This is a genomic window from Chryseobacterium sp. CBTAP 102 (assembly GCF_003201365.1).
Classification (GTDB): domain Bacteria; phylum Bacteroidota; class Bacteroidia; order Flavobacteriales; family Weeksellaceae; genus Chryseobacterium; species Chryseobacterium candidae.
Map to the genome: position 1 here is coordinate 99,659 of NZ_QICX01000010.1, position 26,532 is coordinate 126,190.

At 36.2% G+C, this 26,532-nt stretch carries 24 protein-coding genes and 4 tRNA genes; 2 read left to right on the forward strand and 26 right to left on the reverse strand.

The window, feature by feature from the left end:
- Nucleotides 1–45: 45 nt before the first annotated feature.
- From C8D70_RS14490 to C8D70_RS14610, 25 genes are all read right to left on the reverse strand, one after another.
- Nucleotides 46–2,388, reverse strand: coding sequence for a GumC family protein (locus tag C8D70_RS14490; RefSeq protein ID WP_110367767.1), 2,343 nt, complete (start codon nucleotides 2,386–2,388; stop codon nucleotides 46–48).
- A gap of 3 nt (nucleotides 2,389–2,391) precedes the next feature.
- Complete coding sequence (locus C8D70_RS14495) at nucleotides 2,392–3,102, reverse strand: polysaccharide biosynthesis/export family protein (RefSeq protein WP_228408033.1); 711 nt, start codon at nucleotides 3,100–3,102, stop codon at nucleotides 2,392–2,394.
- Between the two features lie 342 nt (nucleotides 3,103–3,444).
- Complete coding sequence (locus C8D70_RS14500; RefSeq protein ID WP_076596769.1) at nucleotides 3,445–5,340, reverse strand: polysaccharide biosynthesis protein; 1,896 nt, start codon at nucleotides 5,338–5,340, stop codon at nucleotides 3,445–3,447.
- A gap of 227 nt (nucleotides 5,341–5,567) precedes the next feature.
- A tRNA-Asp gene (locus tag C8D70_RS14505) sits at nucleotides 5,568–5,644 on the reverse strand.
- Between the two features lie 32 nt (nucleotides 5,645–5,676).
- A tRNA-Asp gene (locus C8D70_RS14510) sits at nucleotides 5,677–5,750 on the reverse strand.
- A gap of 32 nt (nucleotides 5,751–5,782) precedes the next feature.
- Nucleotides 5,783–5,856, reverse strand: a tRNA-Asp gene (locus tag C8D70_RS14515).
- 32 nt (nucleotides 5,857–5,888) lie between these two features.
- Nucleotides 5,889–5,962, reverse strand: a tRNA-Asp gene (locus C8D70_RS14520).
- Between the two features lie 126 nt (nucleotides 5,963–6,088).
- Nucleotides 6,089–6,406, reverse strand: coding sequence for a thioredoxin (gene trxA, locus C8D70_RS14525; protein WP_047380983.1), 318 nt, complete (start codon nucleotides 6,404–6,406; stop codon nucleotides 6,089–6,091).
- Between the two features lie 80 nt (nucleotides 6,407–6,486).
- A complete protein-coding gene (locus C8D70_RS14530; RefSeq protein ID WP_110367769.1) occupies nucleotides 6,487–7,662 on the reverse strand; it encodes a cysteine desulfurase family protein in 1,176 nt (391 codons plus the stop codon).
- Between the two features lie 2 nt (nucleotides 7,663–7,664).
- Complete coding sequence (locus C8D70_RS14535) at nucleotides 7,665–8,132, reverse strand: hypothetical protein (RefSeq protein WP_076596767.1); 468 nt, start codon at nucleotides 8,130–8,132, stop codon at nucleotides 7,665–7,667.
- Nucleotides 8,133–8,156: 24 nt separating this feature from the next.
- Nucleotides 8,157–8,744, reverse strand: coding sequence for an HAD-IB family hydrolase (locus tag C8D70_RS14540; RefSeq protein WP_076596766.1), 588 nt, complete (start codon nucleotides 8,742–8,744; stop codon nucleotides 8,157–8,159).
- Nucleotides 8,745–8,749: 5 nt separating this feature from the next.
- Nucleotides 8,750–9,475: an SDR family NAD(P)-dependent oxidoreductase gene (locus C8D70_RS14545; RefSeq protein ID WP_076596765.1), complete on the reverse strand. Its 726-nt coding sequence runs from the start codon at nucleotides 9,473–9,475 to the stop codon at nucleotides 8,750–8,752.
- Nucleotides 9,475–10,794, reverse strand: coding sequence for an FAD-binding oxidoreductase (locus tag C8D70_RS14550; RefSeq protein WP_076596764.1), 1,320 nt, complete (start codon nucleotides 10,792–10,794; stop codon nucleotides 9,475–9,477). Before C8D70_RS14550 ends, C8D70_RS14545 begins: the two co-directional genes overlap by 1 nt.
- On the reverse strand, nucleotides 10,791–11,678 hold the full coding sequence (locus tag C8D70_RS14555) for a decaprenyl-phosphate phosphoribosyltransferase (RefSeq protein ID WP_110367770.1): 888 nt from the start codon (nucleotides 11,676–11,678) through the stop codon (nucleotides 10,791–10,793). The genes C8D70_RS14550 and C8D70_RS14555 overlap by 4 nt, the downstream gene beginning before the upstream one ends.
- A gap of 107 nt (nucleotides 11,679–11,785) precedes the next feature.
- Nucleotides 11,786–12,475: an OmpA family protein gene (locus tag C8D70_RS14560; RefSeq protein WP_076596762.1), complete on the reverse strand. Its 690-nt coding sequence runs from the start codon at nucleotides 12,473–12,475 to the stop codon at nucleotides 11,786–11,788.
- A gap of 26 nt (nucleotides 12,476–12,501) precedes the next feature.
- A complete protein-coding gene (locus tag C8D70_RS14565) occupies nucleotides 12,502–12,993 on the reverse strand; it encodes a lipocalin family protein (protein ID WP_076596761.1) in 492 nt (163 codons plus the stop codon).
- Between the two features lie 124 nt (nucleotides 12,994–13,117).
- Nucleotides 13,118–14,800 (reverse strand): S8 family serine peptidase, encoded by a 1,683-nt coding sequence (locus C8D70_RS14570; protein WP_110367771.1) that lies wholly within the window; start codon nucleotides 14,798–14,800, stop codon nucleotides 13,118–13,120.
- A 93-nt stretch (nucleotides 14,801–14,893) separates the two neighbouring features.
- Entirely contained in the window at nucleotides 14,894–15,517 is a 624-nt protein-coding gene (locus tag C8D70_RS14575; RefSeq protein ID WP_170872089.1) for a WbqC family protein, read from the reverse strand.
- A 59-nt stretch (nucleotides 15,518–15,576) separates the two neighbouring features.
- Entirely contained in the window at nucleotides 15,577–17,223 is a 1,647-nt protein-coding gene (gene lepB, locus C8D70_RS14580; protein WP_110367772.1) for a signal peptidase I, read from the reverse strand.
- 131 nt (nucleotides 17,224–17,354) lie between these two features.
- The gene (dapB, locus tag C8D70_RS14585) at nucleotides 17,355–18,056 is read right to left on the reverse strand and encodes a 4-hydroxy-tetrahydrodipicolinate reductase (RefSeq protein ID WP_076596758.1); all 702 of its coding nucleotides are present in this window, start codon (nucleotides 18,054–18,056) and stop codon (nucleotides 17,355–17,357) included.
- A gap of 63 nt (nucleotides 18,057–18,119) precedes the next feature.
- Nucleotides 18,120–18,758, reverse strand: a complete 639-nt coding sequence (locus C8D70_RS14590; RefSeq protein ID WP_076596757.1) for a DUF5683 domain-containing protein — start codon at nucleotides 18,756–18,758, stop codon at nucleotides 18,120–18,122.
- A complete protein-coding gene (locus C8D70_RS14595; protein ID WP_076596756.1) occupies nucleotides 18,759–19,649 on the reverse strand; it encodes a ParB/RepB/Spo0J family partition protein in 891 nt (296 codons plus the stop codon).
- 68 nt (nucleotides 19,650–19,717) lie between these two features.
- A complete protein-coding gene (locus C8D70_RS14600; RefSeq protein ID WP_002981269.1) occupies nucleotides 19,718–20,491 on the reverse strand; it encodes a ParA family protein in 774 nt (257 codons plus the stop codon).
- Between the two features lie 164 nt (nucleotides 20,492–20,655).
- Entirely contained in the window at nucleotides 20,656–21,498 is an 843-nt protein-coding gene (locus tag C8D70_RS14605; protein WP_110367773.1) for an energy transducer TonB, read from the reverse strand.
- A 311-nt stretch (nucleotides 21,499–21,809) separates the two neighbouring features.
- A complete protein-coding gene (locus tag C8D70_RS14610) occupies nucleotides 21,810–23,096 on the reverse strand; it encodes an adenylosuccinate synthase (protein WP_062676417.1) in 1,287 nt (428 codons plus the stop codon).
- 235 nt (nucleotides 23,097–23,331) lie between these two features.
- Between C8D70_RS14610 and C8D70_RS14615 the strand changes: the two genes are divergently transcribed.
- Together C8D70_RS14615 and C8D70_RS14620 are read left to right on the forward strand one after the other, a co-directional pair.
- Nucleotides 23,332–23,733 (forward strand): hypothetical protein, encoded by a 402-nt coding sequence (locus tag C8D70_RS14615; protein WP_146212887.1) that lies wholly within the window; start codon nucleotides 23,332–23,334, stop codon nucleotides 23,731–23,733.
- A 60-nt stretch (nucleotides 23,734–23,793) separates the two neighbouring features.
- A complete protein-coding gene (locus C8D70_RS14620) occupies nucleotides 23,794–24,717 on the forward strand; it encodes an alpha/beta fold hydrolase (RefSeq protein WP_110367775.1) in 924 nt (307 codons plus the stop codon).
- 158 nt (nucleotides 24,718–24,875) lie between these two features.
- On the opposite strand, the gene C8D70_RS14625 is transcribed toward C8D70_RS14620, so the two are convergent.
- Nucleotides 24,876–26,465 (reverse strand): ABC-F family ATP-binding cassette domain-containing protein, encoded by a 1,590-nt coding sequence (locus C8D70_RS14625; RefSeq protein ID WP_110367776.1) that lies wholly within the window; start codon nucleotides 26,463–26,465, stop codon nucleotides 24,876–24,878.
- Nucleotides 26,466–26,532: the final 67 nt, after the last annotated feature.

A 26,532-nucleotide genomic window follows, 5' to 3' on the forward strand; every position in this document is an offset into this window, starting at 1 on the left:
GGTGTTCTTACTTTATTTTTATGTTTATTTTTGAAGATAATTTGATTACTTATTAAAAAGCTTTTGCCACCAGTTTTTCTTCTTATCAGCTGTATATCCGTAACCGTAGCCATAGTTGTATCCATAGCCATAACCACCAACATTTTTAGAAACATCGTTGATCACTAAAGAGACGTTTGATATTTTTGATTCTTTAACCAGTTTATTTGCAAAATCTAGTAATATTTTTCTTGATACTCCTGATCTCAGTACGTATAAAGAAGCATCGGCAGTATCAGAAATACTCAATGTATCTGACACAAGCATCAGCGGAGCTGAATCGATCACAATATATTCGTAACGGGAAGACATCTCACTGATAAGCTTCTGATAACGACCGTTGGAAAGAAGCTCCTGAGGATTTGGAGGAATGGATCCTGCATAAATTACATCACACTCAGGATTGGTATCTGAAGTATAAATAAGATCTTCTACATCTACCGTTTCGTCATATAAATATTCCGTAAGACCAGCATTCTTAACACGTTCATCGTCATATCTCTGTATCTGTGGATTTCTAATATCCGAACCAATTAGCAATGATCGTCCGTTTTTATTTCCCAATGTCAGAGCAAGATTCACTGAAACCAGTGTTTTTCCTTCTCCCTTCACTGAAGAAGTTACCAATATGACTTTCGCTGAATCTTTCTTAGGAAGTAAGAATTTCAGATTGGAAACTAATATTCTGAATGCTTCAGCCAATTCTGAGAAATCGTTTTTCTGTACAAGGTGAAGCTGATCATCTTTTAGAGCAGGAATATCTGCCAGTACCCCAAGAGATGAATTTTCTGAAATATCTGTACGGTTGTAGATTTTATCATCCCACATAAAGAAAAGATAGAACAACACAAGCGGTATAATTAATCCTAATATAGCGGCAGCCAAAAGAATGATGTTTTTCTTAGGCGAAACCGGAATATCATCAGTGTAAGCAGGATTTACAATTTTAGCTTTCGGAACATTCACAGAAAGATTGATCGCATTTTCTTCTCTTTTCTGTAAAAGGAAAAGGAAAAGCTGTTCTTTAAGATTCTGCTGGCGTTCGATACCTCTGTAGATTTTCGACTGTCCGGGAACTTTTTCAATCATTCCTGTACTGGTGGAGATCTGGCTGTTTATCTGTGCAATAGTAGCCTGAATCGTTGCTTTTTGCTGACGGATGTTATCTCTCACAATTTCTTTTAGTGAAGAAATTTCTTTATTCATTTCTATCACAGCAGGGTTTTCATTGGTAGCCTGCTTCAAAGTTTTATTTCTGGTGATAACAAGAGTATTATATTGTGAAATTGCCTGTTCCAAAGCAGGATTGAGTCCTAAATTTGAAGGCATAAGCTGATTATCTCCTTTTGAAGCTTCATTTTGAAGTGAGTTAAGAAGATCCAGTTGTGTTTGCTGCTGAAGCAATTGCTTGGTATTTTCATTTGTATTTTGAAGTGCCAGCTGAGCCTGAGCCTGCAAATCCACGATTTGGTTACGGTTCTGAAAATCTTCTTTCTGATTCTCCACTCCGGAAAGATCCCGTGAAATAACTTCTAATCGTTTATCGATAAATTCCTGCGTATTTTGAGCTTGTAAGTTTTTATCTCTTAGCCCATCCAGATTATACTGTTTTGTTACTTCATTAAGAATGGCTTCTGATTTTTCGGGAACAGTTCCTACAATCTTAATGTCCATAAGCATAGCTTTCTGATCCGGAAGGTCAACCTGAATCTTTTTTTCCAAAGATTTTATCTTCTCTATAGGATTCCAAAAGACAATTTTATATTTATCTTTAAAGGTAAGACCCGGAACTTTTTGAAGAACTACAGTTCCAAAATCAAGTGCTAGATTTTTATCGAAAACCCCCTTTACTTTTTTGCTTTCCTTATCTTCTAAAACAAATTCGTTTCCGTTTACCTCTTTCACCATGTATTGGGAAGAAACAAATTTTTTGGTATTATTATAAGAAATAATTTTGGCAACAATCGGAACTTTGGTAAATAATTCGGAATCTCTTATTTCGCCTGAATTATAATATTGTATATTAAGATTCAGGTTTTCAACAACTTTCATCAGAATAGGTCTGGAGCTTACTACAGCCACTTCACTTTTAAGTTCATCTGCATTTCCTAAACCAAGTCCTAAGTTATCAAGATCAATTAATGCGCCTGTTAAATCAGACTGTTTCTTATCAAATTTTAAAGTAGTAATCGATTCATATTGAGGGACAGCGTATCTTAAATATATGAAGGCTACAATAAGAAATAATAAGACAGATGTTATAAACCAAGGCCATTTGACTAAGTACTTTCCAATGATCTTTCTTAAATCCAACGATTCTTCACTTTCCTGAAATTCTATCTGCTGCATATTTTATCTACGAGTTAAAGCAATAATAAGTGTACCAGCTGTCAGTAAAGCACCAATAATCTGGAATGTAAGGGCTCTGTTCGGATTCGAGTTGGCTTGAACCTGTTTATTTTTGTCTGGCTGTACATATAATATGTCATTTTGCTTCATATAATAGTATGGCGAACTCACAATATCAGATCTGGTAAGGTCGATATGAACAATTTGGTCTGTACCATCTTCTCCTGTACGGATAAGCTTTACGTTTGTACGGTCTCCGAAATCTGTCATATCACCTGCAAGACCAAGAGCCTGAAAAATATTGATTTTTTGAGAGACACTTTCTTTCTGTCCTGGTTCCTTCACCTCTCCTAAAACACTTACATTGAAGTTTTTAAGGGTTATAGTTACCAATGGATCTGTCAGATATCTCTTAAGACGTGATTCAAGTTCCTGTTTCAATTGTATCTGTGTCATTCCTTTGGTATACACATTTCCTAAAACCGGAAAAGAGATATAACCTTCTTCATTGACAAGATATTGACTGGGTTCTACATACTGGTTAATTCCCCTACCACCATCACTTCCAACCTTGTTGGCAGTATTTAAGTTAAAAGGTTTTACAGCAATTTCATCAAGTGCAGAAACAAGAATTAAAAGTACATCTCCTTCCTGAATATGCAAGCCTTGAAATTTTGCTTTAGCAACCTCCTCTTCCATATTATGTTTTGACATATATACCATATTCTGCTTTGGCCGGCATGATAATAAAATAACCGACAAAAGTGTTATATATGTAATAATCTTTTTATTCATATGCTATTTATTCTAAGTCTACTTGTGTTATTATTTAATAATCTATCTGGGTTAAATTTAAGATACTTATTGTAAGAAAGCTAACCACACATAATTTATTATATTAATCAGGATATTCACTTATGCGAAGCGTATTTTAATCTGTATATTTAAATTAATTCATTCTCTAGCAATTTTCATTCCGTTTGGAATTAAAATTGTTAAATTATTATTTTATACTTTTTTTTGTGGCTTTTATGCTTTAATTTCCGTCATACACTTTTACCCGGATACGCAGTCAAGAATTTCAAACTCCGAATTATTGCTTATAAATTCAGGAACAATAATTTTTAATATTCTCACAATCTGTAAACTATCTTTATTCATTGCTGACAGAATAATTTGTGTACTCAAATTTTCTATATCTTCAAACTTCATTAATGGATCTCTTGATATCATAATTTTCTCATGGTGCGTTGGAATTGTTGTAGCATTATCTGTTAAAAGTTCTTCATACAGCTTTTCACCAGGTCTTAACCCAATAAAATCAATTTTAATATCAATACCCGGAGTATATCCTGATAATTTTATCATTCTTTCCGCCAAATCCAGAATTTTAACCGGTTTCCCCATATCAAAAACATAAATTTCACCTCCCTGCCCCATCGTTCCGGCCTGAAGTACCAATTCGCAGGCCTCCGGAATCGTCATAAAATAACGAATAATATCGGGATGGGTAATCGTTACCGGACCTCCTTTTTCAATTTGTTTTTTGAAATGTGGTATTACAGAGCCATTGGAACCTAATACATTTCCAAAACGTGTTGTTATAAATTTTGTTGTATTATCTGAAGAATTTTGTAAAGACTGCACAAAAAGTTCTGCAGCTCTTTTGGAAGCCCCCATTACGTTAGTAGGATTTACAGCTTTATCCGTAGATACCATCACGAAACGATTAACATCATATTTTTTTGATAAGAGCGCAACATTCTTAGTTCCTCCGATATTTACAAAAATAGCTTCATGCGGATTATCTTCTATCAAAGGTACGTGTTTGTATGCTGCTGCATGATACACTATTGAAAACTGATAATCATCAAACAATTTTTCCATTCTGGAATAATTTGAAATATCCGCCAGTATAAATTTAAACCTTTGATTGGGAAATTTTTCTAATAAATCAAGCTGCAATTCATATAAAGGAGATTCAGCCTGATCTACAACTACAATAAGTGACGAATTTAGCTGAGCAACCTGTCTTACAATTTCGCTTCCTATAGATCCTGCTCCTCCGGTTACCAGAATATTTTTATTAACATGATAAGATTTTACCTCATCATTCTCTATTTTAATTGCCGGACGGTTCAGTAAATCCTCAATCTGAAGAGGACGAATGTCTTCCACTTTATGATTTTCTTTTATTATATTGGTTACCGGTGCTTTTAATACTTTCAATCCTTTATCCAATGCAAAGCTAGTCCATTCTTCTATCTCTTGCTTAGTCATCACATCTTTGATTAACACCGCATCAAACTGTTCTTTAAGATTACCGCTTTTAAGAAATTGCTTTTTATTATAAATTTTATGACCAAGCAACATTGCTTTTTTAGAATCCGATCTTGCACTAAGAAACCCAGCCAGCTGATATGGATGATCGGGATTATGAATAATAGCCTTTGCTAGTGACACAGAAGTATCCTCTACCCCTACAATAGCAATTCTGTCTTTAGATAGAGTACCCTTACTTTCTAACACACCAAAAAGTTCTTTTGTTATCATTCTGAAAAAGAACATCAGAAAAATAGAGATAAAGAAAAATAAAAAAAGAACAGGGTATAAAAATACTGGTTTACCCAATATCAGTTCCGATATAAAATTCAGCCCCAGCAAGACAATAAGAGCACTGCCTGAAGACCATACAATTCTAAAGAAATCAAAAAAAGTAGAGTGTCTGATAATTCCTGCATACGTCTTGAAAAGAACTATACACAAAATATTAATGATAATCACTGAAAATATTTTTTCCTTTTGATACTTAATGAAGTTAAGTTTTACTCCTAGACTATTCAAAAGAAAATATGAAACTAAAACTGAAAAAAAAATGACTGAAATATCAATAAGAAAAACCGACCACCTGGGTATATATCTTACTTCCCTGATTTTAAAAACATTCCCCATACACAAATAAACCTAAAGTATCTTTTTCATTAATTCAACATTTGGTGGTTTTATTATCGAGCGAAGATAATAATTATTATTAATATTTTTAATAGCATATGTTAATTTTTATTCAAAATATAAATCTTCTGTTTTGAGATATTCTTATATTTAATTCACATGCATACACAAAAAAAAATACTGTAAAATATGTATTTTACAGTATTTTGACTACTTTGATATCGCAGTGGCGATCCGGACGGGACTCGAACCCGCGACCTCCGCCGTGACAGGGCGGCATTCTAACCAGCTGAACTACCGGATCAATTTTTTTAAAAGAAATTGAGAAAACTTCTGCGATCCGGACGGGACTCGAACCCGCGACCTCCGCCGTGACAGGGCGGCATTCTAACCAGCTGAACTACCGGATCAATTTTTTTAAAGTAAATTGAGAAAACTTCCGCGATCCGGACGGGACTCGAACCCGCGACCTCCGCCGTGACAGGGCGGCATTCTAACCAGCTGAACTACCGGATCAATTTTTTTAAAGTAAATTGAGAAAACTTCTGCGATCCGGACGGGACTCGAACCCGCGACCTCCGCCGTGACAGGGCGGCATTCTAACCAGCTGAACTACCGGATCATTATTTTAAAGAACGTCGTTTCTTTTTCGTGGTTGCAAAATTACAACTTTTTTTGTCATCTGCAAATTATTTTAAAAAAAATGCCTTCCAATACTGGAAGGCGTTCATTATCAAACTTATTTTTTTTATAAGTGAGCGCTTAATTTTTCAGCAATTACCTCTTTTGGAGCTACACCTACTAATTTGTCTACTACTTCTCCATTCTTAAAAATAAGAACTGTAGGAATATTTCTAATACCATACTGCATAGAAATTTCTTGGTTGTTGTCTACATCTACTTTCCCAACTATTGCTTTACCTTCAAAATCTGATGCTACTTCTTCGATGATTGGTCCTAAAGTTCTGCAAGGTCCGCACCATACTGCCCAGAAGTCTACTAATACCGGTTTGTCTGATTTTAAAACCGTATCCTGAAATGAGCTGTCTGTAATTTCTAAAGCCATTTTTGTTTCTTTTATTTTAATTAATATTATTTTCTTTTCCTTTATTGGATGTTCAAAATTACGCTTTTTAGAGCACAAGACTATCTATGCTCAACATTAGTTTTTTCTATAGTGTAATCGCTTGAAATTTCCTTTAATGCATTGACCAATATATCGATCTCTGCTTTTGTAGTCATATGGCTGAACGATATACGTAATGGAGTGCAGTGATCCATTTCACCCTCAGAAAGCACCATCATCATAACCATTGAAGGCTTTGACGCACCTGATGAGCATGCACTTCCCTGAGAAATTGCAATGCCTTTCATATCCAATTGAAGTCCTATCAATGGGTTTTTATAAGGCAATAAAGCACTTAAAACCGTATAAAGACTGTTTTCTTTCTCAGCACTTCTTCCGTTGAATTTAATTCCTTCAACTTCGGCAGAAAGCCTTTCAATTGCATACTCTTTGATATTCTGCATATGGTTGGTATATTCCTCCATATGATTCAGAGAAAGCTCTAATGCTTTACCCAACCCTACGATACCGCAAACATTTTCTGTTCCTGCTCTAAGACTTCTTTCCTGAGGCCCTCCGGTAATAATTCCTTTTAAGCCTGTTGATTTTCTGATAAATGCAAATCCAGCACCTTTGGGTCCATGAAATTTATGGGCGCTACAAGATGCAAAATCCACAGGGATATCAGAGAAATCAAGGTTCATATGGGCCATTGTCTGTACAGTATCTGAGTGGAAAAGCGCATGATGCTCTTTGCACAGCTGGGCAACTTGTTTAAGGTTAATGATATTTCCGATTTCGTTATTGGCATGCATTAAGCTAACCAATGTTTTTTTATCTGAAGCTTTTAAAAGTTCTTCTAATTTAACAAGGTCAATGTCTCCTTTTTCATTCGGACGGATGTAGTTTACTTCTACTCCTTTTCTGCTTTTCATATCCAGAATACTTTCAGAAACACATTTATGTTCCAGAGGAGAGCTGATGATTCTTTCTACTCCAAGGTGTTCTACCGAGGATTTGATGATCATATTGTTTGATTCGGTACCACAGGAAGTGAAAATGATTTCAGCAGGAGTTACATGAAGATAGTCTGCAACCTGTCTTCTTACATTTTCAATAAGGATTTTTGCTTCCTGCCCAAAACTGTGTGTTGAAGACGGGTTTCCGAAATTCATTTTCATAGTGCCAACCATTGCATCTATGACTTCTTCTGCAAGCGGAGTGGTTGCGGCATTATCTAAATATACTTTATTCATTATTATTTTGAATATTTTAATTCTACAGAGGTAAATTTGTAATCTGCGGGAACAGTAAATATAATCCAGGGGCTTGAGATCATCTGAATTTCCATTCCACCTGAGGGTTCTCCAGCCGGAACTTCCACATATAAAATCTGATTTTTAACAGATATATTTTTAATCTCTTCAATTTTGTGACTGCCTGATCTGAAGCTTCCCAAATTATATAAAACAACTTTTTTATTTTTCGGAAATTGTGGATATTTTATATAAGATTCCTTTCCCGGTTCTGAAATGCCAAAACTTCCGCTGATAATGTTCCGAAAATCCTTTTCGTCTTTAATGATCTTAAAGCCGGGAGCATCGGCTCCTCCCTGATTTTCAGAAACCAGGAGATCCGTGTTTTCCTGCATAGCAGAAAACTTCTGAGATGAAGTACCGGCACAACCCATGAAGAGTACTGCACATGCAATGATAAGGCTTTTCATTTTTTACAATTTTATCTCCCAAAATTAGTGAAAAAATTGGTAATGTCCCTCATTTGCCCATTTCAACATTGGACGATCTCCGGAAGTATCACCAAATGCAATAATTTTATCATATCTGGAATCATTAATTTCTTCTTTGATTCTTACGAGCTTTTCATTTCCATTGCAGTTTTTTCCTACAAAATTTCCGGTGAAAACCCCGTTCTTGAACTCTGCCCGCGTAGACACAAGCTCCATTTTAAGTTCTTCTGCGAAAGGTTTCACCCAGATATCAAGTGAAGCGGTTACCAATAAACTCTGTGTATTATTCCTATCGATATTTTTTATAAAGTCTAACGCATTTTCCCTCACTATCTTAGGATAATGCATCTCAAAAAACTGTTTAGACTTCTGTTCTATTTTCTCCTGGGTCTGTCCCCTTAAAATAGAACCGATAAAGCTTTTTTTCACTTTTTCCGTTTCGGCCAGTTTCAGCTTCAGCAGGATAAAAAGAGGCACATGTCTTAAAAATTGTATACGGTATTTTGTAGAATCGTAAAATTTAAGATACATAAACATGGTATCCTTATATGTCAGGGTTCCGTCAAAATCAAAACAATACAATTTTTTCATTTTTTTTAAAGCTTTAATTTTTTAAATATAAATTCAGGGATATTCCTGATAATCATCATGATAATACTCCAAACCGGCAAAACATATGCCACATCCTTCTGCTTTTTAAAGGCTTTATAAATACAGGAAGCTGCCTGTTTCGGAGTTGCTGTCAGTTTCGGATTTAAAGGCAGGCCTTCTGTCATCTTGGTTGCCATAAACCCAGGCTTTATTGTAAGAACATGTACTTTCTTATCAAAAAGGTAGTTCCTCAAACCGCTCAGGTAAGCCGTAAAAGCAGCTTTTGCACTTCCATAGATAAAATTACTCTGTCTCCCTCTGTCTCCTGCCACTGATGAAAGCCCGATAATCGTTCCGGATCTTCTGCTTTCAAACTTATGGGCAAAATAATTCATCACAGGAACCAGTTTTGAATAATTAATCTCAATGATACGTTCTGTATTTTTGTTATCATATAATCCTTCTTCGGTTCCTTCTCCCAAATATCCTACGGCACAAAATAATACATTTGAATTGATATTATCAAATCTATTATAATCAATTTCTTTTGTCAGATCCAGTTCTACAACTTCCGCCTGCTGCAGAAACTTAACATCAATATGCCTTGCAAAACGCTCTGTAGTTTCTTTATTTGAGGTAAAAAGATAGATTTTTTCAAACTTTTCTCCTTCCTGAAGTGCTTTTTCCACAAAAGCCTGTGCCACTTCAGATGTACTTCCCAGAACTATCATTATGAATTGTTATTTATGATTCTTTTGTGCTGTAAAGACACAAATTTAGGATTTTGAATATTTTTCAGGTAACTGGTCAATGATGATCTGCTCATACTGTCTTTGGTAAGATAAATTCTCCCTCCAAACTCCTGAACAATAGCATCAAGCTGATCTACCAGTTTTTTCAGTTTTGAATTAACTTTAAAATCCAGAGCCAATGTATACCCTTCAACAGGGAATGAATTGTAAGCCTGAGGATTGTTTTTTCCAAAAAGTTTTAAAACAGCCAGGAATGATCCGTTTCCGCTATTCGCTATCGTTTCAAGGATTTTTCTCATTCCTTCTTTTCCTGTTTCTTTAGGAATAACCATTTGGTACTGTATAAATCCTGATTTGCCATAGATTTTATTCCAGTCATTAACAGCATCCAAAGGATAGAAAAACGTCTCATAATCGATAAAATTCTTAACTTCCTTCTTAGACTGTTTCTTATAGTATAACCAATTAAATATTTTTACGGTAAGGGCATTCAGTACAAATCCCGGAAAATAAAACGGAACTGTAGGAGAAAATTTCTTCTTCAATCTCAAAGGTGTTTTGGAAAAACTCTGGGGAAGTTCATGCTGGAAAGCATGTTCTCCTCTCATCAGAATACTTCTTCCGATATTTTTTCCTTTCTGAAGACAATCAATCCAGGCAACCGTGTAGGTCCAGCTTTCGCTTTCATCAAACAGTTTAAAGATCTCATCCAGATTATCCGCTTTGATGCTTTCCTGGCGAATGTATGCAGATTCTATATTTTTAAGTTTAAATTTTGCGGTAAGAATAATTCCTGTAAGTCCCATTCCTCCAATGGTAGCCCAGAACTTTTCCACATTCTCTTCTCTGGAACAGGTAATAATTTCACCTTTCTCAGTCATTAGCTTAAACTCAATCACATATTCTGAAAAACATCCTTCTGCATGATGGTTTTTTCCATGAACATCGGAAGCGATAGCACCTCCTACTGACACAAATTTTGTCCCGGGAGTAACGTATAGAAAGTATCCCTGTGGAACTGCTATTTCCAGTACATCTGAAAGCAGCACTCCGGATTCACATTCTATGATTCCGTTCAAACGGTCAAAATTGATAAATTTATTTAATTTTTTAGTTGAAAATATAGATTCTCCCAACGAAGCATCTCCGTAGCATCTTCCATTTCCCCTTGCAATAACTTCGTTGTGATTGAGTACAAATTCTTTTATTTTTCTGAAACTGTCCTCAGATCTCATTTCCTTCTCTACTATTGGGAAATTCCCCCAGTTTGTAACTTTCTGTGTGAAATTCGGTTTCATTTCTTAAAATAAATTTGAATTAAAAATGCAACTACCCAAAGCAATAAGGTAACCTGTATATAACGGTCTCTGTAAACAATTTTTGTTGGAGATTCCGTTCTGTTGTAAACAAGGGTCTGCTGAAGATATCTTAACAACGCAAATACAACAAAAATTACGGTATAAAAAACTCTTTCGTGAAATCTTTCCTGAACTTCCGGAGAAAGGGTAAACATGAGATAGCAGACAATAGCCAGTGTAATAGAAATGGACAAAGCAATATCAGCAAACTGAACGTTATATCCATCCAGCGCTTTTCTTGTTTTTCCTGAAACCTGTGCATTGATAAGTTCGCCTCTTCTTTTTCCTATAGCCAGTACCAAAGCCAATACAAATGTAAGCAGGATCGCCCACTGTGAGATACTTATTCCTGTAATATAACCTCCGGCCAATACACGCAGAACAAATCCTATGGCAATAATAAAGATATCAATGATAGGAACATGCTTCAGCCTGAAAGTATAGGCAAGATTCATCACCACATAAAAAACTATGATGATGGCAAATTTCCAAAGTAATTCATGGAAATAAATTTTTGTAAAGAATACAAGAGCAATATTTACCAAAATAAGACCAATAAGAATTCCTACGGCTTTTGATTTTGAAATAGCACCACTGGCCAAAGGTCTTCTCCTTTTCTCTGGGTGTTTTCGGTCTGCTTCAATATCGTTATAATCATTCAGTATATAGACCACACTTGCTGCAAGTGAAAATATAACGAATGCAAAAATGCTCTTGAGAAGCAGATCTATATTGGTAATATTACCTGAAAAGAAAAGAGGGACAAATACAAAAAGGTTTTTCACCCATTGCTCCACACGGAGCAGCTTTAAATATTTCTTCATTTATGTTATTCCAAATACAAAAATAATAAATTCAAAATTTCTAGCATAAAAATACAAAAAAAACCGCCGGGGCGGTCTTTTACGAAAATATTTATATATTAAATTAACTATTGGCCTTGTTTGGCATCGTTAATCATCTTTTCATTGGCAGTAATAGCAAACTCTACTCTTCTGTTTTTAGCTCTTCCTTCATCTGTATCGTTGCTAGCTACAGGCATAGCTTCACCTTCACCTTTTGTAAACATTCTGGCTGATGCAATTCCTTTTCCTACCAGGTATGACTTCACAGCGTCTGCTCTTCTTTGAGAAAGCTTAAGGTTGTAAGCATCTGCACCCTTGCTGTCTGTGTAACCATAAATATTAATATTCGTATCTGGATTATTAACCAGTACTTCAGCTAATTTGTCAAGGTTTGTTTGTGCAACAGAAGTAAGGTTTGAAGAGTCGAAAGCAAAGTTTACAATACTTTCATTCATGGTTACCTTAATACCGTCTCCTACTCTTTCTACCTGAGCTCCCGGCAAAGTTTCTTTAATATCTTTTGCCTGCTTATCCATTTTGTTACCAATAACGTTACCTGCAACGCCACCTATAATACCTCCCAATATAGCTCCGATAGCTCCGTTTCCTCCTTTTCCTACATTGTTACCAAGGATACCCCCAATTACGGCTCCCGAAGCAACCCCTACTGCTGTACCTTTTTGTTGGTGATTTGAATTCTGAACCGCTTCACAGCTTGTCAATAATAATGCTGATGATAAGAAAAGGGCTCCTACGTATGTTTTTGTAAATTTCATTTTTTTTGATCTTTTATGTTGATAAATTATTTCATTCCTGTTCTCTGGAAGTTGTAAACTACTTTTACATTACCTCCTTCAAAAGGAACATCTTGCTCAAGTGAAAACTGATCTGTAGTCTGATTGATCATTGTAAGGCTGTAACCTGCTGTATTTTGTTTAGCTTTTGTACCTGAAGCAATTTTTTTAAACATAAATGTATTACCGCCTTTTACTTCAAATTTGATGGGCTGTGTAATTGCCGGGCAATCTCCACCCCCGTTTAAAGTATATGCTCCTGTCCAGTTATTGGGAATCAATCTCCAGTGGCTTCCTACGAAACACTGTGCATCTGCACCTTCGTCAAAAGGCTTAATTTTATAACCTTTATCATAATCTATGCTTACAATCTGCCAGTCTCCTTTCATTTTCAGGAAGTCGGCTCTTTGATTTTGAGATGTGGCTGCTTTGTTAACAGAGGAACACGAAACTGCAAAAAGTGATGTTCCCAACATCCCTGCAAGTAGTAACTTTTTCATTTTGTTGTTTATTATTTTGTTACTATAAAGTTACAAAAAACCGTGCCAAAATTTAAAATAAAAAATAAAAAGTCCGAAAAAATTCGGACTCTTTATGGTTTCTCCTTAAATACAGAGAGATAAATTATTTTTTAACAGCCTTTTTTACGGATTTCGAAGGCTTGGCCGTGCCTGAAGGTTTACCTTTATAGAAATTGGTATACGCATATTCTGCGGCCTTTTTCAGGTCAATAACTCCACCAGCCTGAGATTGGTCTCCAAATCCATTTGCTGTACTTGGATTGCTGCTTTTCACAAGAGCTTCAATGATCTGATAAGGCTTCAGATCCGGCATATAAGCCAGTAAAACAGCCGCTCCTCCGGCTACAACAGGGGAAGCCATAGAAGTACCCTGCAGGTATTTATATTCGTTTTTAGGAACGGTAGAATAAATTTCCTCTCCCGGAGCAAAAACGTTGACCATTTTTTTGTTGTAATTAGAAAAATCTGCTCTCAGTGCATTATTTTTATTGGTACTTGCCCCTACTACAAGAACGTTACTTACAAATGGCTTTTCATCTGTAACATTTTTAAAGTTGGTAGGATATGCCAGATGTTCTGCTACATCTTCATTTTCGTTACCAGCAGCTTTTACCAAAAGAACACCTTTATCTTCAGCATATTTGAAAGCATCCCAAACCACATTTTTACCGGGAGAAACCGGTTTTCCAAAGCTCATGTTTAATACTTTGGCTCCGTTATCTACTGCATATCTGATGGCATTGGCAACATCTTTATCTCTTTCATCTCCATTCGGGACTGTTCTTACAGACATGATTTTAGCCACTTTGGAAGCGACTCCGTACTGAACTTCTTTTCCTTGAGGAAGTCCGGCAATAATACCTGCCACGTGAGTTCCATGTTCTGCGTCCGGTCCTTCATAATGATTATTTCCATAGATTTTTTCAGAATAATCATCATAGTTATCCCCTACAATCTCTTTTCTTGGATCATATGAAAGGTCATATTGTTTTGCTGCAGGAGCAAAGTGATCGATTGCTTCTTTCATTTCCTCCTTCATCTTCTTTTCAAACTCTGCTGCTGATTTTCCTTTGAATTCTGGGCTTTGTGAAATCTGGCCTAAAAATTCCATCGCAATGGCATCTCTCTGATCTGTAGGAGCTTTGATCCCAGCAATCGTTTCTGCAGTTACAGGCTTACCTCCCAGCAGTTTTACCATATTAGGAATCAATTCGTTAAGCATAGAATAGGTTCTGAAGTTCTGCTGAGCCTCGATACTCTTTTTATTGAACATATCTTTGGCTTTCATGTACATCTCAAACTCATCCTTCATCTTAGCCTGATTGGCTTTATTTTTTGTGGAATCATCTCCTTCGAAAACAGGTTTATATTTGGCAACTACTCTTGTCACCTCCATGTTATCGATATCAATATCACCGTTTTTTCCTCCTATAAAGTTCCATCCGTGTACATCATCAATATATCCGTTTCCATCGTCATCTTTTCCGTTTCCGGGAACTTCGTTCGGATTTGACCATAGATTCTTTACCAATCCCGGATGATCTACCTGTACTCCGCTGTCTAACACACCCACCACTACGGTTTTATGCTTCAGCCCTTTAGATTCCAGGTATTTATAAGCATTTGCAGTATTTACCCCATATACTTTTGAAGTTGCAAAATCTTTATGATACCATGTCATAAGATCTTTATCTTCTTTGGGATCAATACTTTTAGCTTTAGATTCCTGTGCAAAAGAGAAGCTAAAACCTGCCAAAAAAACGGCAGCTAATAATACCTTTTTCATATGTTGATATTTAATTTTTTAAAGACTTATGCATATTCCCATCGCCACCTGCATCTGTTTTATAGTGAAAATGCCATCAAAGGCGATGGTATGCTAATCTAATTGTTTTATATTTTTTATATACACTAATGATTCCGGCCCTTTATTACAGATAAGGTCAAGAACCGAAAGATCTTCCAAAAATCCTAATTTATCAGAGAATGTCTGGTAATACTCTTCCATCTGAAATTCTGAAGGAAGTTTTGCTGAAAACTTTTCTCTGAAATTGATACTGTCAGGATTTTTGATATATTCTTCATTCAAAGAGTGTGCCTTTTCTGTTTTCAGTATCTGTTGGATTACTTCTATTCCTTTAAGGTTAAAATCAAGAAGAAACTTTTCTTTAAGGTCAAATATTTTTCTGAACTTGTCTTCGTAATACTCAAAATAAGGAGAGCTTTGATATGCGGTCTTAATGGATTTCCAATGAAGCGTTCTCCAGTCTTCACGGTAAGAGATTTCAATATCTTTAAATTCTCTTTTCCCGTTATGGTTGATAGGAATTATTAATGACAATTTTCCGTTGGCACCATAAATATTGGCTCTGTTTCTATAGGTTTGCTTCGGGAAGTTTTCAAACTGTTCAAATACAATTTTATTATCAGGATTCAAAAACACTGAGAACCATGAGATTGGGGGCATATAAAATGCCGGCAATAATACATTCGTCATATTCATAATGCAAAAATGAAGTATTTTTTCAAATACTTCATTCTATTTTAAGTTTAATTTTTCTATTAGTCGTCTTCAGTTTTTTTCTTTCCGAATAATTTCATGAAATAATCCCATCCGAAGAATAAAATCAGAATCATCGCTGCAACCCACCAGTAAGAAGTTTTATTGGCTTCACCTGTGTTGGTGGCTTTGAACATTCTTTCCCAACGGATTTTGAATGGAGCCTGGTAAGTGGAACTGCTGTCAGAGAAAGCACCCTGAAGACTCATCCATGTAAACATTGGTTTTCCAACAATATTTTCTTCCGGAACGAAGCCAAAGAATCTTGCATCCAATGAAGCATCTCTGTTGTCCCCTATCATCATATAATAATCCTGCTGAATGGTATACTGATTCGCTTCTTTACCATTAATGAAGATCTTTCCGTTCTTTTTCTCTAAGCTGTTGTGTTCATATTCAGAAATGATCCACTGGTACATTGGCAGTGTTTCCTGATTGATCGCTACTACATCTCCTTTTTTAGGAATTCTAACCGGTCCGTACCAATCCTGATTCCATGGTTTGTTGATTGGGAAAATAGATTGAGTAGTATCGATTTTAGTTTTAGCTTCGTCTCTGTAATATACTGCAGCTTCTCCTTTTGGTGAAACCTCTTCCTTCATATCAATAACGTGAGGAAGTTCTTTAATTTCTTTAGCCGTTTTATCCGTTAAGCCCTGGAATCCATAAAGGAAACCTCCGTTATTCTGCTGTACTTCCTGAACCGGTAAGAATCCATAAGCTTTATATAAAGTAGGGATATCCAATTGAGCGTCCGTCGTTACAAGGTATCTGTGCTGTACTTCCTGATCTCCTAAAACAGTCTCCGGCTTTCCGTTGACGAAAAGTCTTCCGGCTCTCATTTCAAAAGTATCTCCTGCTGTAGCCACACATCTTTTTACGTAAGGATCTTTTCTGTCAATTGCTGTATGTACTGAATCCTGAGGATAGTTGAAAACCACCACATCATTTCTCTGCGGCTTATTGAATTGTAATATTCTTGTATAAGGAAGCTTTACTGCGTCTACATAAGACTTCGGATCATCTTTCGGATTCCCTTTCTGTCCTGTATCCATAATGGTTCCCTGAAGGAAAGGTATGGCTACCGGACGCATTGGAAGTCTGTAACCGTAGCTCCATTTGTTTACGAAGAGGAAGTCACCTACCAATAATGTTCTTTCCATGGATCCTGTAGGAATCCCGAAAGGTTGTGTTACAAAAACGTGGATAATGGTTGCGAAAACTACCGCAAAGGTAATGGAACCGATGAATGTATCATTCTTCTTATCATTTTTTTCTTCGTCTGTAAGAAACAGATCGTTTGCATTTTCATCTTCTAACTCTACGTCTTTAGAATAGTTGATGACCGCCATATAAATAAATGGCAGGATCACGGTAAGAATCTGATCTTTGAAAAGTGTTTTTCCAAACTTTTTCACCAGGTAAAGGTGGAAAACAGACATCATGATTGGCCCTACTATCGGAAGATAAGACAGGATTGCCCACCATTTCGGGTGTTTTGTTTCTTTCAGAATAATGAAATAGTTGTAGAAAGGGATAAAAGCAAATAAAGGGCTATAACCCATTTTCTTGAACAGTTTCCAAGATGAAATGCCCATCAATACGGATAGTATGAGGACATATACTGTATAAGTTAAAAAATAATTCATAAATTTTTGTGCCTATTCTTATGATATCAATGATAAAATGATGAGTAATAAATGATAAAAGCAGTCCGCTGTTTACAATTCACTATTCATCATCTTCTTTATTTGTCGCAATTTACAGAATTTGTTACAAATTAAAGCCCCAAAACGTCTTTCATTGCGAAGTTTCCTTTTTTATCTTTAATCCACTCTGCAGCTACTACAGCTCCCAGTGCAAAACCATTTCTGTTGAATGCGGTATGTTTGATCTCGATTTCGTCTACCTCACTTCTGTAGTACACGCTGTGCGTTCCGGGAACTTCATCTTCACGTACTGCAAAAATTCCAAGCTGCTTCCCTTCTGTTTCTTCCAGCTTCCAGGCATCAAATTTCGGATTGTTTTGAATGATTCCTTCTGCAATGGAAATGGCAGTTCCACTTGGAGCATCTTTCTTATGAATGTGGTGAATCTCTTCCAGCTGGCAAGAGTATTCATCTACGTTTTTCATCAGAGCTGCCAATTTTTCATTTAAAGCAAAGAATAAATTTACTCCTAAACTAAAATTAGAGCCATATAGGAAAGCTGTTTCGTTATCTACAGCCAGTTTTTCAATTTCAGCTTTTTGATCAAGCCATCCTGTTGTTCCGCAGATCACCGGAATTTTATTTTCAAGACAAGCTTTGATGTTTTCAAATGCAACTTCCGGCAGTGAAAATTCAATCACAACATCCGGATTATTAAGATTCTCAGCAGTTGGGGTTTCCTTCAGACGGGCAACTACTTCATGACCTCTCTTCTGTGCGATCTCATCAATGATCTTACCCATTTTACCGTAACCGACTAATGCTATTTTCATATAATCTTTTTATTTTTTTAAACTGCATTCAATCCTAAGAACTTTCTGCAGGTCTATTGTCTTTTAAAATCTGTAACTTAAACTGAATCCTGTTTTCGGTGCACTGTACCCATACTGATCCTGAATAACCGATGGCTTAAAAACCAGATCCGGGTCATGACGGCTTTCGTAAAGATGGGCATCTACTACAGCATCTACAATATTCAGAATATAGATCAGACCTGTAATAGCAATGGCATAATCCCTTTGCCTTTTGGCTCTGTCCTGTGCATTACCCAAAGCTCTTTTGTCCAGCCAAGGGTGGGTGTCTACAAATTCATTTGGTGTACCGTTCAGTTTTGCTACGTAATATTCCCGATATTTTTTGTATTGGTTATCATTCCATACAGCAATACCAACTCCCGCTCCTACCGCTCCCCAAACAATGGGAATCTTCCAGTATTTTTTATTATAAAACTGTCCTAATCCAGGTAAAACTGCGGAATACAATCCCGCTCTGGTAGGATTCAGCTTTATAGTTTTTACTGTGGGACCATTGGCTTTTTCAAGATCTTCAATAATCTTTGCTTCTGTTTTGCCTGGTTTCACCACACGAGGTTCTTCTTTCGGAAGAGTCTGCATCCGAACGGTATCGATAGGTTTTACTTGTGAGTAAGCCAGTGCAGCGATACACAAGAAAAATGTGAAAAATATTTTCTTCATTTATTTAATATGGGATAAAATATATTCCAGCTCTTCTTCATTTTTGAAGTCCAGAACAATCTTACCTTTTTTACCATTTCCAGAAGCTTTGATCTCTACTTTTACGTCCAAGATATCTGCAATGGTCTTCTGGGCTTTTTTATAGTTGTTGGAAAGCTCTACTTTTGCTTTTTTAGCGGCAGCAGATTTTGGGTTCTTTAATGCAGCGGCAGCCTGTTCAGCCTGACGAACGTTTAATTTTTCTTTGATAATAAGATCAAACAAAACCTGCTGATCCTCTTCACTTTCAAGGCTGATAATGGCTCTTCCGTGTCCTGCAGAAATCTCACCGCTTCTGATGGCATTCTGAATATCCGGATTTAATCTTAACAGTCTGATAGAATTGGTAATGGTACTTCTGTCCTTTCCTATTCTCTGGCTCAGGTTTTCCTGAGTAAGACCTATTTCTTCTAAAAGCCTGTGATAGGTTAATGCTATTTCGATAGCATCAAGATCTTCTCTCTGGATATTTTCAACAAGAGCCATCTCAAGAAGCTCCTGGTCATTCACTAAACGGATATAGGCAGGAATAGTCGTTAACCCTGCAATTTTAGTTGCCCTGTAACGTCTTTCCCCGGAAATGATTTCAAACTTTTCACCGTCTTTTCTCAGGGTAATCGGCTGGATTACACCCAAGTTTTTGATTGACTGTGCTAGCTCATTTAATGCTTTTTCATCAAAATAAGTTCTCGGCTGCGTTGGGTTCGGATAGATATCTTCAAGCGCAACTTCCACAATATTTCCCACAAACTTATCTGCTCCTTCATCAGTAGCGGAATTGATAGTTGCTTTGGATTCTGCACTTAAAATGGCGCCCAAGCCGCGTCCCATAGCTCTTTTTTTGTCCTTCATAGATATAATTGATAAATGATGTTTGAAAAGTGATGCCTGGCATTCACTTATTGCCATTTATTATTAATTTAATTCTTTATTAAGTTTTCATTCTTCAAAAGAACTTCTTCAGCTAACTGAATATACTGAACAGCTCCTTTACTTTCTGCATCATAATTCAGGATACTTTCCCCGAAACTTGGTGCTTCACTCAATCTTACGTTTCTGCTGATAATGGTTTCAAAAACCATCTCAGGGAAATGCAGATTTACTTCTTCCACTACCTGATTGGATAATCTCAATCGGCTGTCATACATGGTTAAAAGAAGACCTTCAATTCCAAGATCTTTATTATGGATCTTCTGAACATTTTTAACGGTATTCAAAAGTTTCCCAAGCCCTTCTAATGCGAAATATTCACACTGGATCGGAATGATTACAGAATCTGCTGCCGTAAGAGCATTGACGGTAATAAGACCTAAACTCGGTGCACAGTCGATGATAATATAATCATAATCATCTCTTACGCTTGCCAATGCTTTTTTCAGCATATACTCACGGTCTTCCTTGTCTACCAATTCAATTTCCGCTGCTACCAGATCGATATGTGACGGAATAATATCCAGGTTCGGAGTTGCCGTTCTTTTGATACAGACTCTCGTATCCGCACTGTGCTCCAGCAGATTATATGTTGAATACTGAACATCTTCAACACCCAGGCCGGATGTAGCATTCGCCTGAGGATCAGCATCGATGATTAATATTCTTTTTTCCAATACTCCTAATGCTGCCGCCAGGTTTACAGCGGTGGTAGTTTTACCAACGCCTCCTTTTTGATTAGCAATACCTATGATTTTTGCCATTATTAGAACTTTAAGTTTCAAAAATACACTTTTTTCTTTGCTCTCGGTGAGTGAGGAAAATCAAAATTGAGTTAAAATATTGTTAATAAGCAATTTAACGATAAAAAAAATTATCCACAAAAAAAATTCTTTGTGGATAACTATTTGAAATTTACTTTTTCGTATTAATTCTCAAATTTCATGGAGATGGGAAATTTGAAATAACTTCTTACGAATTCTCCTTTTTTGTTTTTGGCGGGAATCCATTTTCCTTTGTTGGAAATCATTTTAATTGTTCTCATTGCCTCATTGTTAAAATCGGCGTTGGTTCCGTTAGCTTTTACCCCTGAGATGGTTCCGTCCATTTCTACAATAAAGGTAACTGTCGTTTTTACGACATCTTCGGATTCAAATCCTGAACTGTCGAAGCTGTTCATCACTTTATTTCTGAAGGAGTCTATTCCTCCTGCAAAATTGGCTTCTACACTTAATTCCGTTTCAATCTTTTTAGGATCTGCTTTTTCAACTACTGGATCAACTTTTACCGCAGGTGGACCATCACCTCCAATAACACGCGGAACAATCGGAATATAGGTTGTATTTGGTATTTCTTTACCTTCAGATGTTTCTGTGCTTGCTACGGCATTCGTTTTATCTACAACTTGTTTTTCATTGGTAACAATCGCTTTAGGCTCTGGCATTCTGTCATCATATGTTTTTACTGCGGGAGCTGGTGGCGTTGGTTTTACAATTTGTACAGGAGGATCTTTCGGCTTTTCTACATCTTGAATCTCAATTACATGTGGAAGATTATATACAGTTCCTGTAGGTACTTCTGCAGGTTTAAATGCAGAAATCACAAACGGCGTAATAGATACTGCAGCCATTAGACTTGCTCCGATAAAAAGCGCTTTGGTTAATATTCTATCTGATTCATTTCTTAATGCATAGGCACCATATTCTTTATTGCGGTGCTCGAACAGGACTTCGTTGAACCGAAATTCCTGGTTTTGGTTATGTTGTTTCATCACTACTACTATTTAAACTGTTAAAAATTTTGATTATTAGTTTTGTTAGCTCTTATCGATAAGCAATATTATAATATCAAAACATCTGCCAAAATTTTACTAAAACAACATAATATTAGAAAATTTTATGACAATGTTTAAATTTTAACATTTACAAATAGAAAGTTTACAGGAGAAAAAGGAGTTATTTCTTCTGTAAATAAATAGCAATTCATTACCTTATCCCTGTCAAGGTTTTGAACCTTGACAAGGGTAAAAAAAAAAGAGACCATCCAATGATAGTCTCTCTATTATTTTAATCTCTAAGAATATTAGAATAATTCTTTTCTGATGATATTCTGACTTCTTTCAGGACCTACAGAAACCAAGTATACGTTGATTCCTAAGTATTTTTCTATAAACTCGATATATTTCTGAGCGGTGTCAGGAAGTTCATCATAGCTTCTTGCTTTCGTAATATCTTCGCTCCAGCCTGGTAAATCCTGGTAGATTGGCTCGTAATTGTATAGTTTTTCTGTTGAAGAAGTGAAATAATCGATGATTTTTCCGTCTTCAGTTTTGTAATGCGTTACTACTTTCAGATTCTCAATTCCTGTAAGAACGTCAAGCTTAGTGATGACAAGGTTATTGATACCGTTAATCATACAAGCATGCTTTAAAGAAACAAGGTCTAACCAACCTGTTCTTCTTGGTCTACCTGTAGTTGCTCCGAATTCACCACCGATCTGTCTGATTTTTTCACCCAGTTCGTTATCCAGTTCAGAAGGGAAAGGTCCGTTTCCAACTCTTGTACAGTAAGCTTTTGCAACACCAATTAAGTTCTGAAGTGAAGTTGGCGGCACACCTGCTCCTGAACAAACACCTCCTGTAGACGGAGAAGATGAAGTTACGTATGGATAGGTACCGAAGTCGATATCCAACATTAACGCCTGTGCACCTTCGAATAAGACGTTTTTACCGTCTCTGATCGCTTCGTTCAGCTCTAATTCTGTATCAACGATTCTGTCCTGAAGCTGTTTTCCGATTGCTAAATATTCGTTGTAGATTTCTTCAACGTCTAACGTTGGCTTTCCGTAATATTTTTCAAAAAGAGAATTTTTAACTTTTAAGTTTTTCTCGATTTTATCTCTTAAAATTTCAGGATTTAAAAGGTCTACCATTCTGATCCCGACTCTTGCAATTTTATCTTCATAACAAGGTCCGATTCCTTTTTTGGTAGTTCCGATCTGAGTTCCTCCGTGTTCCTCTTCACGGTAAGTATCCAAAAGGATGTGGTAAGGCATGATGACATGCGCTCTTCTGCTGATAAAGATATGATCTGTTCTCAAGCCTTTGCTCTCGATCTGACCAACTTCTTTAATGAAAGACTTAGGGTTTACCACTACTCCGTTCGCAATGATACATTTCCCTTTGCATTGAAGAACTCCTGAAGGAAGAAGGTGTAGAACGAATTTCTCATCACCCACATAAACCGTGTGACCAGCATTGTCTCCACCCTGGAAACGTACTACATAGTCCGATTTTGCTGATAAAACATCCGTGATTTTTCCTTTGCCTTCATCTCCGTACTGAAGACCTACAACTACATAAGTTGACATATTTTACTTTTGTTTTTAGATTCGTGCAAAATTACTTTTAAAAAATTGGGTGAGCAAATTTGAGAGGAATTTTATTTTGGGGTGGGGTGAAAATCATGAGGTTGGAAATAGTAAAGATGAAATATTAATAAGATTTATTCTGTATCATTGTACTTACAAAATATGCCAACCAATTCAACTAAATATTTTATTAGTTTTGACTTTCCGAAAAAGCTTAATATAATTTAAAACTCCAATGAAAAAAATCATTTATCTACTCTTTTCGATGCTTTTTCTAGGTACTTCTTTGAGTTTCTCACCCAAAAAAATGGAAAACGGGAAATATAAACTTACCGGAAAAATAGTAAGTGATATTTCTCTACCTCCAGATTGTGGTTATATTGCTTATGCTACAGTAGTAGAATTCGAAATTATTGATTCTAACATAAAAAGTTATACAAATAAAAAAATTCCCATTATAATAAAATGTCCTGAGTTATATGGAAATCATTTTTTTGAAAAAGATAAAGTTTATACACTAAATATAATTGATAAAAGCCAGACTGATTTTGGCTGGACGATTACAAATTTAAGTCTAGAAAAGAAATATAATCTGGATAAAAGGTTATGGGCAGTATCAATTAAAAAGGAGGAATAGTTTTTGTTAATGCAAAACTTTTTTATTCCCTATCTTTGATCAACACCCAAACAATTTTCTATGTCACTATCCCAAACATCAGCCTTTCTCCCATCAAAAATAAACAGCGAATCCCGGCTTTACTATACTCAATTCTCTACACAAACAGCAAAAGCCACTCTTCTCATCGTTCACGGCATGCAGGAACACAGCGGAAGATATGCAGAGATTGCAGCATATTTTGCGTCTCATAGAATTGCTGTATTGACCTATGATCACCTGGGACATGGAAAATCTGTAAAAGAGAAAAAAGATATTGGTTTCTTCCAGCTTGAAAAACCGGATGAAAGGCTTGTTGCAGATGCTGAAATGATGGCAGATTATCTTGCAGAACAATATCCGGATGTCCCCCATTTTATTCTGGGACATTCTATGGGATCTTTTATTACACGATGTCTTCTTCAAAAAGCAAGCAGTAAATTTTCCGGGGCTATCATTACAGGAACCGGCGGACCTTTACCGGGAATCAATATATTGAGAGTTTATTTGTCATTGGCCAATGCCATAGCGCCTCATCATCGTACTTTTTTGAATTCTGTTTTCACGAGTGTCAATAACAAACATTTTAAAAAGGATAAAGATTTCAGTGATACCAGCTGGCTCAGTGTAAATCCTAAAAACCGACAAGCTTTTGAACAGGATGAACTTTGTGGAATTCCGTTCACTCATAATGCTTTTTATACTTTATTTACCATTTATAAAAAAGCGACAGCGAGAAACTGGGCTGCACCTATTTCTAAATCATTTCCTTTTTTATTCGTAAGCGGGCAGAACGATCCGATCGGTGATTTTGGAAAAGGAGTCATGCAAACCGTCAACAACTTAAAAATTGATGGTTTTCAAAATGTGGACTTAAAAATCTATCCTGATATGCGTCATGAGATTTTAAACGAATCCATAAGAGAACAGGTTCTGAAGGAAATCCATAACTGGATCTTAAAATAATAAGAACAAAATAAAAATTCCAGATAGCATTGATCTGGAATTTCTGTATAAGTTTTGGCTAAAGCAGATGGAGTTGTTTTGATGTTGAAGGCGGGCTAAAGCCCACCCCTATTGAATATCTAAAAAGGATTTTGTCTGATTTGCAAGAAATATAATAATTACCCCAGCATCAATTCTCTGTCAATTCCAATCTCCTGAAGGAAAACCTCATCATGGGAAATCACCAGCAGGGTACCATGATAATCTTTTATAGAATTGGTGAGAATTTCCACATTCTGGAGATCTAAATTATTGGTAGGTTCATCAAGGATAATCATATCGGGTGCTTTATTACTGATGGAAAGTCCGCAGAGAAGCAACCGTAAACGCTCTCCGCCACTTAGCATTCCACATTTTTTGTCCCAGGTATCTTTCCAAAATAAAAATCTGGTCAGTAATGTTTTCACTTCGGATTCCTGCATGGCATTGTCATTGAAAGTCTGTACAAAATCGTAAAGCGTTGAATCATTATCAATAAGGGAATATTCCTGGTCAATATAGATACTGTTGAATTCTATCTTATTTATTTTTCCTTCCGAAGGTTTAATATTTCCCAGCAGAAGTTTTATCAGGGTAGTTTTTCCGGAACCGTTTGAGCCTTTCACTGATATTCGGTCTCCGCTTCGCACCTCCATACTGATGTTTTCTTTCCAGAGTTTTTCTTTTCCGTAAGTGAAATTAATATCTTCAACGGTAACAAGGATCTTTCCTGAATGCAGATTGGAATCATTAAAATTAACTTTCATCTGATCAGAATTCTTTAAGGAGGAACGCAGATCTCTTAAGTCACCGGAAATCCCACTAATTTTCTCTGCGTGTACACTTTTAAGTTTTGAACTGTTTTTTTCAGCATTATTCCGAAGCGTATTCATCATAATTCTGGCTACTCCGGACTTTTCCTGCTTCCCTTTACCTCTTGCATCCAGTTTTTGCTTTCTTTCCAGAGTTTCCCTTTCCTTTTCTTTTGCTTTTTTCAGAGCACGTTCTTTGGAATGGATATCATTTTGCAATGCTTCCTCCTCCACTTCTTTCTGTTTGGCATAAAAGTCATAGTTTCCACCATAAGTTGCAATTCCCTGATTGCTTAATTCGAATATGGTATCCACAAGATTGAGCAAATTACGGTCGTGGCTTACGATAAACACTGTTGCATCTGTTTTGTTGATAAGATCATACAGTAATTTCCTGCCATTAAGATCCAAATGGTTGGTAGGTTCATCCAATACAATAATATCAGGTTGATTGATCTGAATTCCGGCGAGAAAAACTTTAGTCTTCTGTCCTCCACTCAGGTCTTTCAGTTTTTGAGTTAATTCAAAATTTTCGAGACCCCAATGCTCCAAAGTATGCTGGCATCTTTCTTCAATATCCCAGTCGTCATTGAGCGTTTCAAAATATATTTCGTCCACCTCTCCATTGGTAATTTTTTGAAGAGCATGGAGTTTCTGATCTATCCTCAGGCATTCTGCAATGGTAAGATCATTTAAATTTCCAAATATCTGCGGTACATAAAAGATATTACCCGGAATATTGGTATTGCCGTTGAGAGGCTGTATTTCTCCCGCGATTATTTTCAGCAGGGTTGATTTTCCCACGCCATTACTCCCTACCAGAGCAGATTTGGTATGAGACTGTATTGTTAAATTGATATGATTAAATAGAAGATTTCCTCCCGGAAACCCAAAGGATATATTTTGTAGTAAAATCATGATTTCTTTCTTAATAATGGTTGAACACCAGCAACTTCTTCATTACTGTTTTTATGAATCTGAAAGA